This is a genomic window from Candidatus Pantoea bituminis (assembly GCF_018842675.1).
Taxonomy (GTDB): domain Bacteria; phylum Pseudomonadota; class Gammaproteobacteria; order Enterobacterales; family Enterobacteriaceae; genus Pantoea; species Pantoea phytostimulans.
Window position 1 is genome coordinate 3196440 of the sequence record NZ_JAGTWO010000004.1, and the last position, 15716, is coordinate 3212155.

Sequence of the window (15716 nt, forward strand, 5' to 3'; positions counted from 1 at the left end):
ACCATGTTCAGTACCGTGTTGATTGCTAACCGTGGCGAGATCGCCTGTCGCGCCATTCGTACCCTCAAACGCCTCGGCGTAAAAGCGTCGCGGTCTATTCCGATGCTGACCGCAATGCGCAGCACGTAAAAGATGCGGATGTGGCTATTGCGTTAGGCGGTGACAAAGCCAGCGACAGCTATTTGCGTATCGACAAAATTTTAGCGGCTGCCAAAGAAACCGGCGCGGAAGCTATCTGGCCTGGCTACGGTTTTCTCTCTGAAAGTCTGCCGTTTGCGGATGCCTGCGAGCAGGCCGGTATCGCCTTTGTTGGCCCCACCGCACAGCAGATTGGTGAGTTTGGTTTGAAGCATCGCGCACGTGAACTGGCGGCCAGCGCCGGCGTACCGATGACGCCAGGCACGCCGCTGCTGGCTTCGCTGGACGACGCGCTGAGCGCCGCTGAACAGATTGGTTATCCGGTCATGCTAAAAAGCACTGCCGGCGGCGGTGGCATTGGCCTGACGCGCTGTGCCGATGCCGACGCGCTTCGCAATGGCTGGGAAAGTGTGCGGCGTCTCGGTGAGCAATTTTTTAGCGATGCCGGTGTGTTTCTCGAACGCTGCATCGACCGCGCCCGCCATGTAGAAGTGCAAATCTTCGGCGACGGCAGCGGCAAAGTCGTGGCGTTGGGTGAGCGCGATTGTTCACTGCAACGTCGCAATCAAAAAGTGGTAGAAGAGACGCCTGCTCCGAATTTGCCACACGCTACGCGTGACGCCCTGCTCTCTTCAGCGGTGCGTCTTGGTGAGTTAGTGAATTACCGCAGCGCCGGTACAGTGGAATATATTTACGACGCCGAACAGGATGCTTTTTACTTCCTCGAAGTGAACACGCGTTTGCAGGTAGAACATCCGGTCACTGAATGCGTCACCGGTCTCGATCTGGTGGAATGCATGCTGAAAGTGGCAGCAGGCGAAAGTATCGATTGGGCGCGTCTGCAACAGGCTCCACAAGGTGCATCCATTGAAGTGCGCCTGTATGCCGAAGATCCGTTGAAAAACTTTCAGCCTAGCCCCGGCGTATTAACCGGCGTCAGCTTCCCGGAAGGCGTGCGCATTGATGGCTGGATCGACACCGGAACTGAGGTCTCCAGTTTTTACGACCCGATGGTCGCCAAGCTGATTGTTCACGCCGACACACGTGAAGCCGCGCTGGAAAAGCTGCAGACTGCGCTCAACGCCACGCAGTTGCACGGCATTGCCACCAACCTCGACTATTTGCGCCAGATTATTGCAACGGATGCCTTTCGCAGCGGCAAAGTCTGGACGCGCTTCCTCGACAGCTTCACGCCAGCCGCCTCGGTGATTGAAGTGCTGCAACCTGGCACCTTTAGCTCGATTCAGGATTTCCCTGGTCGCCTCGGCTATTGGGATATTGGCGTGCCGCCCTCCGGGCCGATGGATGACTTCGCTTTTCGCCTGGCGAACCGCATCGTCGGCAATCATGAAGCCGCTGCCGGTCTGGAATTTACCTTGCAAGGCCCGACCCTGCGCTTTCACAGCGAGGCAACCATTGCATTAACGGGCGCCGATTGCGCCGCCACGCTGGATGGCGAAGCAGTAAATTACTGGCAACCGCTGACGGTCAAACCGGGACAAACATTGACGTTGGGCCGTGCGCAGAGTGGCTGCCGCAGTTATCTGGCGGTGCGCAACGGTTTTGACGTGCCGGAATATCTCGGCAGCCGATCGACCTTCTCGCTGGGTCAGTTTGGCGGTCACGCCGGTCGTACGTTGCGCGTTGCAGATATGCTGGCCATTTCTCAGCCGCAGCTTGCCGCCTGCACCACACCGGCACCGGTTAGCGAACCGCAAGCGCTGGATAACGCGCTGGTGCCGCATTACGGCACGGAATGGCGTATCGGCGTGCTGTATGGCCCACACGGCGCACCCGACTTTTTCACTCAGGCCGCCATTGACGCGTTCTTCGCCAGCGACTGGCAAGTGCATTACAACTCCAACCGCTTAGGCGTGCGCTTAGTGGGCCCGAAACCGAGCTGGACTCGCGCCAACGGCGGCGAAGCTGGCCTGCATCCTTCGAACGTGCATGATTGCGAATACGCTATCGGCGCGGTGAACTTTACTGGCGACTTCCCGGTGATCCTGACGCACGACGGCCCAAGCCTTGGCGGTTTCGTCTGCCCTGTGACCATCGCCAAAGCGGAATTATGGAAAGTCGGCCAGGTGAAACCGGGCGACAAAATTCGTTTCCATCCAATTGGAGCCAGTGAAGCGCTAGCGCTGGAAAAAGCGCAGATGCATGTGGTAGAGACGCTGCGCCCCGAACACGCGCCGAAATTTGATGTGCCTTCGCTGGCAGAAACTGCGTTTGGCTCAGCCACTATTCTGGCTGCTATTGATGCCACCGAACACACACCAAAAGCGGTTTATCGCCAGGCGGGCGACAAATATGTGCTGATCGAATATGGCGATAACGTATTGGATCTGGCGCTGCGTTTACGGGTGCACTTGTTGATGAATGCGCTGCGCGAACAGGCGGTGCCGGGTGTGGAAGAGCTTTCGCCAGGCGTTCGCTCTTTGCAGGTGCGCTATGACAGCCGCATCCTCAGCCAGTCGCAGCTCATGCACGTCTTGTTAGGGCTGGAAGCCACGCTTGGCGACGTCAGCACGTTGAAAGTGCCGTCACGTATTGTCTGGATGCCGATGGCGTTCGAAGACAGCGCCACCTTAGGCGCGGTCGAGCGCTATCAGGAAACGGTGCGCGCCAGCGCGCCGTGGCTGCCAAATAATGTCGACTTTATCCAACGCATTAACGGCTTAGCCAGCCGCGAAGCGGTGCGCGATACGATTTTCGATGCCAGCTATTTAATTCTCGGCTTGGGCGATGTTTACCTTGGCGCACCTTGCGCGGTGCCGATAGATCCCCGTCATCGCCTGTTGAGCTCCAAATACAGCCCGGCGCGCACCTTTACCGCGGAAGGCACCGTGGGTATCGGCGGCATGTACATGTGCATCTACGGCATGGATTCACCCGGCGGTTATCAGTTGGTAGGCCGTACGCTGCCGATCTGGAACAAATTCCTGAAAAACAGTCAGTTTGCTGCTGACGAACCTTGGCTGCTGCACTTTTTCGATCAGGTACGTTTCTATCCGGTGAGCGAAGCGGAGCTGAATCAGCTACGCGATGACTTCCGTGAAGGCCGCGCCACCCTCCGTATTGAAGAAACGCTGTTCGACTTTGCTGAGCATCAACAATTCCTGGCAAATAACGCCGAATCGATTGCCGACTTCCGTCAGCGTCAGTCGGCCGCTTTCGAACAGGAAGTCACGCTCTGGGCGCAGGAAGAGCAGAGCGCGCCGCTGACCAGCGAAGAGACATTACACGTCATGGAAGAGGACGACAGCGCATTCGCGGTGCAGGCCGATATGAACGGCAACATCTGGAAAGTAGTGGTGCAGCCGGGCGACGACATCGAAGCGGGTCAGACGCTGATCATTGTGGAAGCGATGAAGATGGAGTTGGCGATTGTCGCGCCGCAAGCGGGTCGAGTGAAACGCATTGCCTGTCAGGCGGGCCGTCCGGTCAGTCCCGGCGATACGCTGCTGTGGCTGGAATAAGGAGCGTTGATGTCATCTCCAATGCAACGCGGTAAAGGACGCCCGGAAGCGCTGGCAGAGCGCGTTTATCAGGCGTTGAAAAACGATATTTTCGAGTTCCGCCTGATGCCCGGCGATCGCTTTAGCGAGAATGAAATCGCCGAGCGCATGGAAGTGAGCCGCACACCAGTGCGCCAGGCACTTTTCTGGCTGGAGCGTGAAGGCTACGTCGAGGTCTGGTTTCGCAGCGGCTGGCAGATCAAGAACTTTGACTTCGAATATTTCGAAGAGCTGTACGACCTGCGCACCGTGCTGGAGTGCGAGGCGGTAAAACGCCTGTGCGCCTTGCCATCTGAACAGTGCGCCGCGCTGTTAACTGAACTCAAACAATTTTGGATTCAGGCGGAGCGGCTAGAAGAGGAAAAACCGTTTCGCAGCACGATGAGGCGTTTCATATGACGCTGGTGGCGTCGGCGGGGAACCGTGAAATGGCGCGTATCCACGCGGAGTTAACCGAAAAAATTCGCATTATCCGTCGTCTCGACTTTACCCGTGACGATCGTGTTGATGCGACTTACCAGGAACACGCTCAGATTTTACAGGCGATCTTTCAGCAACGGACCGAGGAGGCGCAGCGCATCCTGACCAACCATATCGCCGTCAGTAAGGCGGAGGTCAGGAAAATCACCTTACACATGTTACAGCAGGCCCGGCTTCAACCCATTGAATAACTCAAAACACATTTAGGGGTTCTAAAACGATGAAAAGACGTTCGTTGCTCAAGGCTTTCGCACTCTCCGCTACGGTTGTCAGCATGGGCCTTTCCTGGGGCGCTCAGGCTGCCGACACCATAAAAGTGGGGATCATGCACTCCCTTTCCGGGACCATGGCGATTTCAGAAACACCGCTGAAAGATGTGGCGCTGATGACCATTGATGAGATCAATGCCAAAGGCGGCGTGCTGGGCAAAAAGCTGGAACCGGTGGTGGTCGATCCCGCGTCTAACTGGCCGCTGTTCGCCGAAAAAGCGCGTCAGCTTCTAACACAGGATAAAGCCGCAGTGGTGTTTGGCTGCTGGACGTCGGTATCGCGTAAATCGGTACTGCCGGTATTTGAAGAGCTAAATGGCCTGCTGTTCTATCCGGTGCAGTATGAAGGCGAAGAGATGTCGCCCAATGTCTTTTATACCGGTGCAGCGCCAAACCAGCAGGCGATTCCCGCAGTGGAATACCTGATGAGTGAAGATGGCGGCAGCGCCAAACGCTTCTTTCTGTTAGGCACTGATTACGTTTACCCACGCACCACCAACAAGATTCTGCGATCTTTCCTCCACTCGAAAGGCGTGCAGGATAAAGATATTGAAGAGGTCTACACGCCGTTTGGTTACAGCGATTATCAAACTATCGTCTCTAACATCAAGAAGTTTGCGACGGGCGGCAAAACAGCGGTGGTCTCCACCATCAACGGTGACTCCAACGTGCCGTTCTACAAAGAGCTGGCAAACCAAGGCATCAAAGCTACCGATATTCCGGTTGTGGCTTTCTCGGTGGGCGAAGAGGAACTGCGCGGCATTGACACTAAACCGTTGGTCGGCCAGTTAGCGGCGTGGAACTACTTTGAATCGGTTGATAACCCAACCAACGCGAAGTTTGTGGCGGATTACCGTGCCTATGCCAAGGCGCATAATCTGCCGAATGCTAACTCTGTTGTGACTAACGATCCAATGGAAGCGACCTATGTCGGCATTCATATGTGGGCGCAGGCGGTAGAAAAAGCGGGCACCACCGATGTAGATAAAGTGCGTGCAGCGATGGCGGGCCAAACCTTTAAAGCGCCGGACGGCTTTACGTTGACCATGGATCAGACCAATCACCATCTGCATAAACCGGTGATGATCGGTGAAGTGGAGGAGAATGGTCAATTCAACGTGGTGTGGCAGACCGATCAACCCGTACGTGCGCAGCCGTGGAGCCCGTATATCGCGGGTAATGACAAAAAGCCTGACCATCCGGTGAAAACGACGCAGTAGGTTAGGCGTCTGCTGCCTCCAAACTCTGTAAGAGGTTAGGTGGCTGCTGTCCCCACCTCGGTCCTCCCCCACGCGTGGGGGAGGAAGACGCTGCTAAATGTTAGCCACTAAGCCGCGTGCAGCACGATCTTCTCCTTCCCCGCGTGCGGGGAAGGCTGGGATGGGTAGGTTAGGTGCCTGCTGTCCCCCACCTCGGTCCTCCCCACCCGTGGGGGAGGAAGACGCTGCTAAATGTCAGCCACTAAGCCGCGTGCAGCACGATCTTCCCCTTCCCCCGCGTGCGGGGAAGGCAGGGATGGGGGACCGCACGCACCTTACCCGCATTTTTATCAGACCAACGAGGCCCAATCCTATGAATCTTCGCCTCTGCCTGTTTAGCCTGCTGCTGTGGCTGCCGCTTTTTGCCAACGCCGGACCGGCAGCGGATTTCGCTGCGGCCAGCCGCACCCAACAGGCAATGCTATTACAACAGTGGGCAGCCGCGCCGGAAGCCAGTCGTTTGCCGCTGCTGCAAGCACTGAAAGCCGAAACCGTGGTCATCGATCAGAAAAAACAGCCTTTCAGTAAAGTCGGCGACGCTCTGCTGCCGTTAGACGCCAGCCCGCAGCCTGAAGGCGACGTAAAAAAGTCTTCATGAATAACCGGTTACGCGTTCTGGTTACGGGTGCACTCGCCGCTCACCAGTTAGTCAGCGACGATGCGAATGTCCGCCTGCGCGCCGCTCAACAACTGCAGAATGACGGCGTCGCTGACCAGCTACCGCTGATTGAACAACGCCTCGCCGCTGAACAAGAGAGCCGCGTTCACGCTGCGCTGGCGATGGCTATCGCTAACCTGCAACTGGCCGATCCTCAACCGTTGGTGCGTCTGAAAGCCGTGAAGCTGCTCGGCGATTCCAGCGATCCTAACACCCAAGCCAGCCTGCAACGCTTAACTCAGGCGGCTAACGAACCTGACGCGACAGTGCGTGACGCCGCTGCCGAAAGCTTGCAGCGAATCCAAAAACGGTTGATGTGGGGCGATCTGCTGGGTCAGGCGTTTAGTGGTCTTTCGCTCGGATCGATTCTGCTGTTAGCTGCGCTGGGCCTGGCGATTACTTACGGCCTGCTCGGCGTGATTAACATGGCCCACGGCGAAATGCTGATGCTGGGCGCTTACGCCACCTGGTTTGTGCAAAACCTGTTTCAGCAGTTTGCACCGCACTATCTGGCCTGGTATCCGCTGCTGGCGCTGCCGGTGGCTTTTTTGGTCACCGCCTGCATCGGCATGGCGCTGGAGCGCACCATCATTCGTCATCTGTATGGTCGCCCGCTGGAAACCTTGCTGGCGACATGGGGCATCAGCCTGATGCTGATCCAACTGGTACGCGTGCTGTTTGGGGCACAAAACCTGGAAGTTGCTAACCCGGAATGGCTGTCGGGCGGCTTGCAGGTGCTGCCAAATCTGGTACTGCCGTGGAACCGCATTGCAGTGATCCTGTTTGTCATTGGGGTAATGGCGCTGACCTGGCTGCTGTTGAATCGCACCCGCCTTGGCATGAATGTGCGCGCAGTAACGCAAAACCGCGCCATGGCAGATTGCTGCGGCGTGCCCACGGGTCGTGTGGATATGCTCGCATTCGGCTTAGGTTCCGGCATTGCCGGTCTTGGCGGCGTGGCGCTGTCGCAGTTGGGCAACGTCGGCCCGGAACTCGGTCAAGGCTACATCATCGACTCGTTTCTGGTGGTGGTGCTGGGCGGCGTCGGCCAACTGGCGGGCACCGTTGTCGCGGCCTTCAGTCTTGGCATTCTTAACAAAGTGCTGGAGCCGCAAATCGGTGCCGTGCTGGGGAAAATATTGATTCTGGTAATTATCGTGTTGTTCATCCAGAAGCGTCCGCAAGGCCTGTTTGCCGTTAAAGGAAGGGTGATTGACTGATGACGCAACCCATAACCTTAACCGTGGCGCGTAGAGCACCGCGTCTCACGCTCAGCATCGGTATGCTGCTGACCCTCGCGCTGCTGGTGATGCCCTTTCTGGCGCTGCTGCCCGCCGCACATCCGTTAGCCATTTCCACCTACACGCTGACGCTGGTGGGCAAAATCCTCTGTTATGCCGTGGTAGCGGTAGCGCTCGATCTGGTGTGGGGTTACGCCGGATTGTTGTCGCTGGGCCACGGGCTGTTTTTCGCCTTGGGCGGTTACGCCATGGGCATGTACCTGATGCGTCAGGCATCAGGCGACGGCATGCCCGCTTTTATGTCATTCCTCTCGTGGAATGAGATGCCGTGGTTTTGGGCAGGCACCCAACATTTTGCCTGGGCGCTGTGCCTGATTGTGTTGGTGCCCGGTTTGCTGGCGCTGGTGTTCGGCTTCTTCGCCTTCCGCTCAAAAATCAAAGGTGTGTACTTCTCGATCATGACGCAGGCGCTGACTTACGCGGGCATGCTGCTGTTTTTCCGCAACGAAACTGGCTTTGGCGGCAACAACGGTTTCACCGGTTTTACCACCCTGCTCGGCTTCAATGTCACCGCCACCAGCACGCGCATTGGGCTGTTTGTCGCCACGGTCTTATTGCTGCTGCTTAGCCTGGCAGTGGGTTTTTCACTGGCACGCAGCAAGTTTGGCCGGGTGTTGACGGCCGTTCGCGATGCCGAAAACCGCCTGATGTTTTGTGGTTACGATCCCCGAGGTTTCAAGCTGTTTGTCTGGACGCTCTCTGCAGTGCTGTGTGGCCTGGCGGGCGCGCTTTACGTGCCGCAGGTTGGCATTATCAACCCCAGCGAAATGTCGCCCACTAATTCGATCGAAGCCGCCATTTGGGTGGCGCTCGGCGGTCGCGGCACGCTGATTGGCCCGCTGTTGGGCGCTGGCATTGTCAATGGTGCCAAAAGCTTCTTCACCGTTGCTTTCCCGGAATACTGGCTGTTTTTCCTCGGCCTGATGTTTATCCTGGTCACGCTGTTTCTGCCGCGTGGCGTAATTGGCCTGCTGCGTCGGAGGAAAGATGACTGAACCTTTACCGCTGTTTACCCAACCGCACCGCGCGGATCGCCACCGTGCGCAAACCGATCCGATCCTGCAGCTGGAAAAGATCAACGTCTCGTTTGATGGCTTTCGCGCCCTAACCGATCTTTCCCTGCAGATCGGCGTAGGTGAATTGCGCTGTGTGATCGGCCCCAACGGTGCCGGTAAAACCACGTTGATGGATGTGATCACCGGAAAAACCCGGCCCGATAATGGCCGGGTAATCTACGACCAGAACAGCGATTTCACCCAGCTTTCGCCAGTAGAAATTGCACGCGCGGGGATTGGCCGCAAGTTTCAAAAACCCACGGTGTTTGAGGCGCTGACGGTATTTGAAAACCTTGAAATTGCCCTGAAAGCGGATAAATCCGTGTGGGCCAGCTTGCGCGCCCGTCTGAGCGGCGAGCAGCAGGATCGTATTGATGAAGTCTTAAAACTGCTGCGTTTGGGCGGTGAGCGCCAGCGCAAAGCGGGTTTGCTGTCACACGGACAAAAGCAGTTTCTGGAGATTGGCATGTTGCTGGTGCAGGAACCGCATCTGCTGCTGCTGGATGAACCGGCGGCGGGCATGACCGATGCCGAAACTGAGTACACCGCCGAACTGTTTCGCAGCCTGGCGGGTAAACATTCGCTGATGGTGGTGGAACACGACATGGGTTTTGTTGAAACCATCGCCGATCACGTCACGGTATTGCATCAAGGTCAGGTTTTGGCTGAGGGATCGTTGCGCGAAGTACAGGCCAACGAACAGGTAATCGACGTTTATTTGGGACGCTGAGATGCTACAGGTTTCTGAACTGAATCAATATTATGGCGGCAGCCACATTCTGCGCGGCCTCTCTTTTGAGGTGAAGATCGGCGAAGTGACCTGTTTGCTGGGCCGTAACGGCGTAGGCAAAACCACGTTGCTAAAATGCCTGATGGGATTGATTGCCGCCAAGTCAGGGGAAATTCGCTGGCAGGATAAAGTGATTAATTCACGCAAACCGCATCAGCGCGTGCAATCCGGCATCGCTTACGTACCGCAGGGCCGCGAGATTTTCCCCGTCTGACGGTGGAAGAGAACCTACTGATGGGACTGTCGCGCTTCTCCGCGTCGCAGGCGAAACAGGTGCCAGATGAGATCTATCAGCTTTTCCCGGTGCTGTTTCAGATGAAATCACGTCGTGGCGGTGATCTTTCTGGCGGTCAGCAGCAGCAATTGGCGATTGGCCGCGCACTGGCGTGTCGCCCGCAACTGTTGATCCTCGACGAGCCCACAGAAGGGATCCAGCCTTCGGTGATCAAAGAGATCGGCGCGGTGATCCGCCAGCTGGCACAGCGCGGTGATATGGCGATCTTATTAGTCGAGCAGTTCTATGACTTTGCGGCGGAACTGGCAGACAATTATCTGGTGATGTCGCGTGGCGAAATCGTTCAGCGCGGGCGTGGCGATAGCATGGAAGCGGAAGGCGTGCGCGGGTTAGTGGCAATATAGCCGCGATTTAAGGCAGCCTTGCGGCTGCCTCACTGACCTTACAGCAGGCCGGTTTCAACCGAAAAATGCCGCTGCTCGCCCGGCGCCAGTTCGATCAGCGTGCCGGCCTGTTTCGCTGCTAAAAAGCCTTCTGGCCGACAGGTGGCGGGCAGGATATAGGCTGCAACCTGCTGATCGCGATTATGCAGTAACCAGCGCGTGGCATGCGGAAACTGCGCAGTGGAAAAGCGCGTCATCAAGGCGTAATCCTCTTGCGGCGAATGCAGTTCAAACTGTACTTCCTCACCATATTGCGCCAGATCGTCAGCAAAAAAGACGATCTCAGGATCGCACATCTGCGGTTGATCCAACTGCTGTAAAGATTGGGGATCCCGCGCCAACCGATCGGTATATTCCCGCCAGGCTGGCGTAGGCCGCACATGCGCTGGGATGGTGGTGCGCAGCTGGAAAGCATCATCAGGGATCGACTGCTGGAAACGTCCCTGCTCCACCCATGCGCTGTTGAGATGGCACATGTACTGCAGCGGCATTGGCGCACCCGCAAGATTGGTGACTGTCATTTCGATATGCAGTCGCGCGTGATTGGCCTGCAAACGCACCGCCGGTGCCGCCAGATAATGATGACCAAACCCTTTCACATATTCGGTTTCACCTTCCAGTGACACTCGCCCCTCTTCCAGCACGATCCAGGCGTTGTCCATGCGGGCGCACGCCATTTCGCCGTGCAGCGGATGATCATCCTCCGCTGAAGGACAGCCATTCGCCAGCAAACCGGAGTGAAAGGCGAAACAGCCGTAAGTATCAATAATTGAACTGCCCGGCAGCGGCTGCTTAAAGCTGTGGCCCATGGTCAGCGAATGCCCATCAAAGCTTGCTTGCCAGATCATCTGCCCGTAAAAGGGCAGCACGATCACCGTACCACGCCGATTGTGGATGCGTACCGCTTCGATGCCCGCAGGATAGCGAAACAGCTCTACTGTGAAATCTTCATTTTGCAGCAGCACGCCTGGCGTGGCGTGAAACTGCTCACGATGCAACGGTAAACGGGTTTTCATGGCAGCTCCTCCACTAAACGTCCCGCTGCGTTAGCCTGTTTTTTATGAAGCAGTTCGCCCCAGAAATAGAAGCCAACCCAGGCAAAACAGAGCAGCGAGACGCCAAACGCCAGCTGCATTGAACCCAGATGATCAGAGACGAAGCCTTGCAGCGCAGGCACAAAAGCCGCGCCAACAATCGCCATGACAATAAACGCCCCCGCCACTTCGGTATATTTATTATCTACCGTAGCGAGCGTCCCGGCGTAGATGGTGGCCCAGCACGGTCCAAACAGCACGCTGACAAACACGGCGGCGTAAACTGCCGTGAAGTTAGGCACCAGCATCACATAGGCTAAAGTCAGCACCCCCAGCACCGAATAGGCGATCAAGACTTTTTCCGCCCGGAAGCGTGTCATCAAGAAGTTAGCGACGAATTTACCGATGAAGAAGCAGATAAAGCTGTACATCATAAAGTTGGAGGCGTGACGTTCATTAGTTGCGCCCAATGTTAACGCCAGACGAATAGTGAACGACCACACCGCAACCTGCATACCAACATAGAGAAACTGCGCCACAATGCCGCGTTTAAAGTGGCGATTATTCGCCAGATAGCGGAACGTTTCGCGCAGGGAAGGCTGCGATTTTTCGCTGCTCTCCGGCTTGCAGCGCGGATAACGCGTGAACATAAACAGCAACATCACGACCACCAGCACCATGACCAAATATTTATAGGGTTCTAAGGTGTGCTCCAGCATGGTCAGGCGAAATGCATGAGCCTGCTCGACGCTCATTCCCGCCATCTGGCTTTCCAGGCTCTCTCCATCCTGAAACACCAGATATTTACCCAGCACAATGCCCATCAGCGCACCAATCGGATAGAACGTCTGGCTGACGTTCAGACGCAACGTGGCATGATCGCGGTGACCAATCATCGAGCTGTAAGTATTGGCAGCGGTTTCAAGAAAGCTCAGACCAATGGCGATGGCAAAGATTGCCGCCAGAAACATAGTGTATGTCGCCATGTGCGAGGCGGGATAAAACAGCATGCAGCCGACAATATAGAGCGCTAATCCCATTAAAATCGCCAGTTTGTAGCTGGCTTTACGGATCACCAGTGAAGCCGGGATCGCAATCAGAAAGTAGCCGCCGTAAAACGCACTTTGCACCAGCGCGCTGGCGAAGTCGCTCAGGGCAAAGACACTTTTGAACTGGGTGATAAGAATGTCATTCAGGCTCGCAGCACAGCCCCAAAGCGGGAACAGGCAAGAGAGCAAAATAAACTGGAACAGCGGCGTTTTATTTAAGTAGCCATCAGATTGCTGAACAATATTCTGTGGCATTGCGTTCTGTTGCATCGTTTTAGTTTGCAGGGTTTTGGGTTGCATAACAGGGCCTCATTGAACGTTCAGAAAACGCTGGAAGCTGTCCGCGTCGGGGTAAGAGCGCTGGGTGCCGCGGCCGGTCACGCTACAGGCGGCATAGGCAGATGCCTGTGACATCGCTTCAGCGATATCACCGGTTTTCACTAGCACGTAAGCAAAGCAGCCAATAAAAGCATCGCCCGCTCCGCTGGTGTCCACTGCCTTGACCGGCGTAGGTGCAACGTGGTGCAGATCATCGCCCGTCATCCACAGCGAGCCGCGACTGCCAAGGGTAATGATCAGGTTTTTCAGCCCACGTTTTAGCAGCGACTGCCCTGCAAGTTGCACCTCTTCATCGGTACTAACGGGCATACCGGTCAGAATCTCCAGCTCGGTTTCATTTGGCATGAAGAAGTCGCATTTGCAGGCGTACTGAATATCCAGATCCGCGACTGCGGGCGCGGGATTAAGAATCACCTTGATATTGTGCTGGCGGGCAAAATCGATCGCGTAATAGACGGTTTCAAGCGGGATTTCGAGTTGCAGGATCATCAGTTTGCAGGATGTTAGCGCCTCAGCGGCATCATCAATATCTGCCGGTTTAAGCTGCTGATTAGCTCCTTTGATGATCAGGATGCGGTTTTGCGACTGATCGTCGACAAAAATAGGTGCCACGCCGCTGGAGGTGCCCGGTGCAGTGGTGACGTAGCGGGTATCCACGCCTTGCTGTTGCAGGTTGGCGACGGTGTTAGGCGCGAACAGATCGTCCCCCACTTTACTGATCATCATCACGTTGCCGCCCAACTTTGCCGCCGCCACGGCCTGATTAGCGCCCTTTCCGCCGCAGCCGATAGCGAAATCGGGCGCTTCAAGGGTTTCGCCCGCTTTCGGCAGGCTGTTGGTATAAGTAATAAGGTCCACCATGTTTGACCCGATAACGGCTATCTGCATCTTTTTCTCCTGGCTCTTTTTTAACCTTAAAATGTTATTAAAATAACAATAACAATTCGTATAAGTTAAATATGTGATAAAAACCACATCCTGAGCGCGTGGTAACAGCCGTCTTAGCGAGCTTTATACATAAATATCGTGTTACTATTTTAACAAAGCAACATCAACCCTCAGACAAAGATAGCGCTCAGGGCTGGGTTAAAGCGTGATTATCTGGCGGAGAAGCGTGCTGATCTCGCGGCGCGGCGCGAAGTTTGCGGGTCGTTTCTATTACGGGTAAGATTGAAAATCCATCTGCAAGATGAGAGGCAACTCATTAAAATTCGGGGGATTTGTCCCGATTGACAGGCCGAAAGAGTGAAACCTCATGCGGAACATCAGGATACTAATAATACAGAGATGAACATGGAAACCCGGCGCGACGAACGTATCCACAAGCTGGCTCAGGCGCTGAAACGCACTGATAAACTGCACTTGAAAGACGCAGCGCAACTGCTCGGCGTTTCAGAAATGACTATTCGCCGCGATTTAACGGAACCTGCGTCCACAGTAGTGCTGCTGGGCGGTTACATCGTTAGCGATCCCAAAAGCCACGCTGGGCACTATTTCATCTCCGATCAACATGGGCAAAATGCCGCCAGAAAGCAGCGGCTAGCGCAAGCTGCGGCCAGTTTGATTGGTGAAAACGACACCGTGTTTTTTGATTGCGGCACCACGCTGCCGTACATCATCGATGCCATTGCCGACACCTTGCCTTTCACCGCTATTTGTTGCGCCATGAACACTTTTTTAGCGTTGAAAGAAAAACCCGCCTGCAATGTGATCTTAAGCGGGGGTGAATTTCATGCGGACAACGCGCTGTTTACGCCGATTGGGGCACATTCGATTCTCGACGATCTCTGCCCTACGCTGGCGTTTATCTCAGCCGCCGGAATCGATAAGGATCAGGGTGCAACCTGCTATAACACCAATGAACTGGCGATGAAGCATCACGCAATGCTGCGTGCCCGCCAGCGTGTGCTGGTGGCGGACAGCAGTAAATATGGCAAAGTGCTGCCGGTGCGAATTGGAGAGCTGCGTGCTTTCGATTTGCTGGTCAGTGACAGCGCACCCGAGCAGGATCTGAATAACTGGCTGGCACAACAAAACATTCCGCTGCGCCTGCCATAGGCCATTATGCCCAGCGGTTGTCCACCGCTTCGCCATCACGTAACCGGCGCAAATTTTCGCAAACGCCTGCTACATTTCCGGCTAAAGAGATATCGGTTACGCCACCAATGTGCGGCGTAGCGATCACGTTGTAGCTAAACACGGCATCGTTGGGATCGGGTGGCTCCTGCCAGAACACATCCAACCCGGCTCCCGCCAGCGTGTTGTTTTCCAGCGCAGCAATAAACGCCTCTTTGTCGATCAAACCGCCCCGTCCCAGATTGATCAGGAAACTGTCAGGCTTCATCTGGCTCAACGCTTTTTCGTCGATGATATGGTGCGTTTGCGCATTATCCGGCAGGCTGAGGATCACAAAATCGGCTTGCTCAAGCAGCTGCGGCAGTTGCGCCATATCACCGACCCAATCCAGACCGTACTTTTCTGCAAATGCCGCGTCAGCCTCGCGCTTCACGCCAATCATGCGCATACCAAACGGCGCCAGGCGTTTCGCCAGCGCTTTACCGATGCCGCCCAATCCCACCAGCCCCACGGTTTTTCCCATCAACCCCATCCCCACCGGCTGACCGAGCCGCTGCTGCGCCAGACATTGCGCAATCTCCTGATGACGACGCGCCAGACCAATCATCATCCAGATACCGAGTTCAGCCACGGAATCTGCATTGCCCGACGTATGAGAGGGCACGTTCGCGACCATAATGCCCTGCTGTTTTGCCGCCGCGATATCCACGCTTTCCAGGCCGGTGCCCGCTTGTTGAATCAGCTTTAAGCGGTCAGCGGTGGCTAACAGGCGCGCATCGACTTTGCACATGCCGGGGATCAGGGCGTCAAAGCCCGCCAGGCTTTCTGCCGCATGACCCGCCGAGGCGACAAATTCGACATCCGGCATGGTTTGGCGAATCGACTCAATCAATCCGCCCCAGGCGTTTTCATCCGCTGCGATCAGCACTCTCATCGAACCTCCTCCGTTTTAAGGCAAAAAGGCAGCATAGTCTCGAGGTTGTGCGTAAATCAAACAGTTATCCCAAACTGCGGCACACATCAGAAGAATCCCCGTGCGTTGGCTGTGATTAGACGGTGAAAAAGGCTA

At 55.8% G+C, this 15716-nt stretch carries 8 protein-coding genes and 4 pseudogenes; 8 read left to right on the forward strand and 4 right to left on the reverse strand.

Going from position 1 to position 15716, the window contains the following annotated elements:
* Positions 1-3: 3 nt before the first annotated feature.
* The 7 genes and pseudogenes from uca to urtE all read left to right on the forward strand — a co-directional run bounded on the left by uca (position 4) and on the right by urtE (position 10110).
* A pseudogene (uca, locus tag KQP84_RS18865) lies at positions 4-3620 on the forward strand (urea carboxylase).
* A gap of 9 nt (positions 3621-3629) precedes the next feature.
* A pseudogene (locus KQP84_RS18870) lies at positions 3630-4330 on the forward strand (GntR family transcriptional regulator).
* A gap of 29 nt (positions 4331-4359) precedes the next feature.
* The gene (gene urtA, locus KQP84_RS18875) at positions 4360-5628 is read left to right on the forward strand and encodes an urea ABC transporter substrate-binding protein (RefSeq protein WP_215847686.1); all 1269 of its coding nucleotides are present in this window, start codon (positions 4360-4362) and stop codon (positions 5626-5628) included.
* 352 nt (positions 5629-5980) lie between these two features.
* Positions 5981-7545: pseudogene (urtB, locus tag KQP84_RS18880) on the forward strand (urea ABC transporter permease subunit UrtB).
* Positions 7545-8621 (forward strand): urea ABC transporter permease subunit UrtC, encoded by a 1077-nt coding sequence (urtC, locus tag KQP84_RS18885; RefSeq protein WP_215847687.1) that lies wholly within the window; start codon positions 7545-7547, stop codon positions 8619-8621. Before urtB ends, urtC begins: the two are co-directional and overlap by 1 nt.
* Positions 8614-9411, forward strand: a complete 798-nt coding sequence (urtD, locus tag KQP84_RS18890) for an urea ABC transporter ATP-binding protein UrtD (RefSeq protein WP_215847688.1) — start codon at positions 8614-8616, stop codon at positions 9409-9411. The genes urtC and urtD overlap by 8 nt, the downstream gene beginning before the upstream one ends.
* Position 9412: 1 nt before the next feature.
* A pseudogene (gene urtE, locus KQP84_RS18895) lies at positions 9413-10110 on the forward strand (urea ABC transporter ATP-binding subunit UrtE).
* A gap of 38 nt (positions 10111-10148) precedes the next feature.
* Here the strand turns inward: urtE and KQP84_RS18900 are convergent.
* Genes KQP84_RS18900 through rbsK form a run of 3 tightly spaced genes read right to left on the reverse strand, consistent with a single transcriptional unit; the run spans position 10149 to position 13459 of the window.
* Positions 10149-11165, reverse strand: a complete 1017-nt coding sequence (locus KQP84_RS18900) for an aldose 1-epimerase family protein (RefSeq protein ID WP_215847689.1) — start codon at positions 11163-11165, stop codon at positions 10149-10151.
* Positions 11162-12487: an L-fucose:H+ symporter permease gene (gene fucP, locus KQP84_RS18905; protein ID WP_215848342.1), complete on the reverse strand. Its 1326-nt coding sequence runs from the start codon at positions 12485-12487 to the stop codon at positions 11162-11164. Before fucP ends, KQP84_RS18900 begins: the two co-directional genes overlap by 4 nt.
* Before the next feature lie 54 nt (positions 12488-12541).
* Entirely contained in the window at positions 12542-13459 is a 918-nt protein-coding gene (gene rbsK / locus KQP84_RS18910) for a ribokinase (protein WP_215847690.1), read from the reverse strand.
* Positions 13460-13864: 405 nt separating this feature from the next.
* On the opposite strand from rbsK, the gene deoR reads away from it, so the two are divergent.
* Positions 13865-14629 (forward strand): DNA-binding transcriptional repressor DeoR, encoded by a 765-nt coding sequence (gene deoR, locus KQP84_RS18915; RefSeq protein WP_215847691.1) that lies wholly within the window; start codon positions 13865-13867, stop codon positions 14627-14629.
* Between the two features lie 4 nt (positions 14630-14633).
* Here the strand turns inward: deoR and KQP84_RS18920 are convergent, their stop codons facing one another.
* Positions 14634-15581 (reverse strand): 2-hydroxyacid dehydrogenase, encoded by a 948-nt coding sequence (locus KQP84_RS18920; RefSeq protein ID WP_215847692.1) that lies wholly within the window; start codon positions 15579-15581, stop codon positions 14634-14636.
* Positions 15582-15716: the final 135 nt, after the last annotated feature.